Here is a 3,275-nt window from a genome sequence, read left to right as displayed (position 1 = left end):
GCGCCGTTCCCGGCGGCTCGCGCCTGTAACGGTCATGCTGGGGTCGCTGGTGACGCTGGCGCCCATGGTCGCCACGGTGCCGTGGCTGCCCCCCTTTGGCCTGATGCTGTTGCTGGCATGGCGGCTGCTGCGCGCCGATGTGCTGCGGGTGTGGGCAGCCGCGCCGCTGGGGCTGTTCGACGATCTGGTCAGCGGCCAGCCCATCGGCAGTTCGATGTTGCTTTGGGGGGTGTCGCTGATCGCCATCGACGTGTTAGACACACGGTTGGTGTCGCGTGACTTCTGGCAGGACTGGCTGTTGGCGGGTGGCGCGATCGGCTTTTGCCTGATCGCCGGTCGGTTGATCGCGACGCCGATCGGCGCGCATGTGGAAACCGTCCTGTTGCTTCAGATCCTGCTTTCGATCGCGCTATATCCCCTGGTTGCACGGCTGTGCGCCGCGCTCGACGCCAAGGGCCGGCCATGAGCGGTCCCCAGCGTTCGGTGACCGAAGCGGCGCAGAACTTCACCTTCTCGCGCCGCGCGACGATGGTGGGGCTGTTGCAGATCGGTGTCGGCACGATGCTCGCCGGGCGCATGGCCTGGCTGTCGGTGGCCGAGAATGAGCGTTATCGCCTGCTGGCTGAAAGCAACCGCGTCAACCTGACGCTGATCCCGCCGCGGCGCGGCTGGATCATCGACCGCAACGGCCGCGCGATCGCCAACAACCGCACCGATTTCCGCATCGACCTGATCCCCGAACGGATTGAGGACGAAGCGCGTATTATCGCCGACCTGACCCGGTTGCTGCGGTTGAATCCCAATGAAGTCGAACGCGTCCTGGCCGAATTGAAGGGTGCACGGGGCCTGCAACCCGTTCCGGTCGCCGAGAATCTAGACTGGGAACGCTATGCATCAGTGGTCGTGCGCCAGCCGGAATTACCGGGGGTCGCGCCGACCCAGGGCTATGCGCGAAACTACCCCGCCGGTGCGGCCGTCGCGCATCTGATCGGCTATGTCGGTGCCGCCACGGCCGAGCAGTATAAGGAGACGAAGAACCCGCTCTACCTCGCACCCGGTTTCAAACTGGGCAAGGACGGGCTTGAAAAGGCGCTGGAAAATAGCCTGCGCGGCAAGCCCGGCGCCAAGCGGGTCGAGGTGACGGCGCGCGGGCGTCCGGTTCGCGACCTCGAAACCCGACGCGACGTGCCCGGCAACACCGTCAAGCTGACAATCGACGCGGGGCTTCAGGAATATGCCTCACGCCGGTTGGGCAATGAATCGGGGTCGGCGGTGGTGATCGACGTCAATGACGGATCCATCCTCGCAATGGCGTCGATGCCCGCATTCGACCCCAACAGCTTTTCCGATGGTATCAGCCAGCTGGAATGGGACATGCTGAGCGGGGACGACCATCTGCCCTTGATGAACAAGGTGTTGCAGGGGCTTTATCCGCCAGGTTCGACGTTCAAGCCCGCGACCGCGCTGGCCGCGCTGCGTGCCGGGATCGATCCCGACAGGACGGTGCATTGTCCCGGCGGCTATCAGCTCGGCAACCGGTTTTTCCGCTGCCTGGGGCGTCACGGATCGGTCAACCTGCACCGCGCCATCGCGCGCAGCTGCAATACCTATTTCTACACCATGGGCCGCGAAGTCGGCATGGACGCGGTTGCCGACGCCGCGCGGCAATTGGGGCTGGGCGCGGAATATCCCCTGCCCTTTCCCTCGCAACGTTACGGCACCGTGCCCGACCCGGCATGGAAGCTGCGGAAATACGACCAGAAATGGACCCCCGCCGACACGCTGAATGCGTCGATCGGACAAGGCTATATCCTCGCCAGCCCGTTACAACTGGCGGTTCAGGCAACGCGCATCGCCTCCGGACGGGCGCTGATGCCGCGTATTCTGGCGAGTTCGCCCGTCATCGGCCCTGCGCTGGACGTGACGCCGGAACGGATGGCACTGATCCGCTCGGGCATGGACGAAGTGGTTAACGGTGCGGGCACCGCTGTTCGCAGCCGGCTGCGGCTCGACGGCATTCGCATGGGCGGAAAGACCGGCACCGCGCAGGTCCGCCGCATTGCCGGAGGCGCGCGGGGTGGCTTGAACGTCCCGTGGAAATATCGGGACCACGGCCTGTTCATCGGCTTCGCGCCGGTCGAGGCGCCGCGTTATGCCGTGGCCGTCGTCATCGAACATGGTATGTCGGGTTCAGGGGCCGCGGCACCGGTCGCACGTGACCTGCTCACCTATCTGTTCGATCGCAAGCAGGCGCTTGAAACGCTCGACGCATTCGAAAAGCAATTGGGCGGCGATTTGAAGACACGCATGGCCGCCAGGGAAGAGGCCTATCGGATCGTGCGCCAGGCACCGATTCCGATCGCCACGCCCTCGCCAAATCCCGAACCTTCGCCACCCGGCAGCGTGACGTCACCGGTCAGGACAGGTACGCCATGAGACTGTCGGAACTCGTCCCCGCACCGATCGCGCAATTGCCATGGCACATCCTGTTGCTAATCATCGCGATCGGCGGGTTCGGCACGCTGGTGCTGTTCTCGGCGGCGGGGGGCAGCTTTACGCCATGGGCATGGTCGCAGGGGCTGAGGCTGGTCGTGTTCCTCGGCATGGCCGTCGTGCTGTCATGGATTCCGGCGCGTTTCTGGGAGGTGATCGCACTGCCGGGCTATGCCGTCACACTGGTTGCGCTGGTTGCAGTCGAACTGTTGGGCCATGTCGGCGGCGGTAGCCAGCGCTGGCTGGACTTCGGGATCATCCGCATCCAGCCGTCCGAATTCATGAAGCTGTTCATGGTGCTCGCCGCGGCACGGGTTTATGCCTTGCTGCCACCAAGCGAAGTGCGCCGCTTGAACGGCATCTGGCCGCCCGCACTGCTGATCGCGATGCCGGCGGGTCTGGTGATGCTCCAGCCCGACCTTGGCACCGCGCTGATGATTACAGCGGGCGGACTGACGGTGATGTTTATCGCCGGTGTCCCGCTGCGGCTGTTCATCGGCGGCGCGCTGGGCCTTGCCGTGCTGATCCCGGTCGCGGTCAACTATCTGCTGCATGAATATCAGCGCAACCGCGTGCTGATCTTTCTCGACCCCGAAAGCGATCCGCTGGGCACCGGCTATCATATCAGCCAGTCCAAGATTGCGATCGGGTCGGGTGGCCTGTTCGGCAAGGGCTTTTTGCAGGGCACGCAGAGCCATCTCGATTACCTGCCCGAAGGTCACACCGATTTCGTGTTCGCCACCATGGCGGAGGAATGGGGCCTGCTGGGCGGGGTGCTGCTG

The 3,275-nt window shown here is 64.8% G+C and carries 3 protein-coding genes; all 3 read left to right on the top strand.

What is annotated here, in order from left to right; genetic code table 11:
- On the top strand, positions 1-466 hold a 466-nt coding region (mreD, locus tag VL973_RS00155; protein WP_325282010.1), incomplete at its 5' end, for a rod shape-determining protein MreD.
- A complete protein-coding gene (gene mrdA, locus VL973_RS00150; RefSeq protein ID WP_325282009.1) occupies positions 463-2,436 on the top strand; it encodes a penicillin-binding protein 2 in 1,974 nt (657 codons plus the stop codon). The genes mreD and mrdA, both read left to right, overlap by 4 nt.
- On the top strand, positions 2,433-3,275 hold an 843-nt coding region (locus tag VL973_RS00145; RefSeq protein WP_325282008.1), incomplete at its 3' end, for an FtsW/RodA/SpoVE family cell cycle protein. The genes mrdA and VL973_RS00145, both read left to right, overlap by 4 nt.

Source organism: Sphingomonas sp., assembly GCF_035490575.1.
Classification (GTDB): domain Bacteria; phylum Pseudomonadota; class Alphaproteobacteria; order Sphingomonadales; family Sphingomonadaceae; genus Sphingomonas.
Note: the sequence above shows the minus strand (reverse complement) of the source record. Positions and strands in the feature narration are given on the sequence as shown.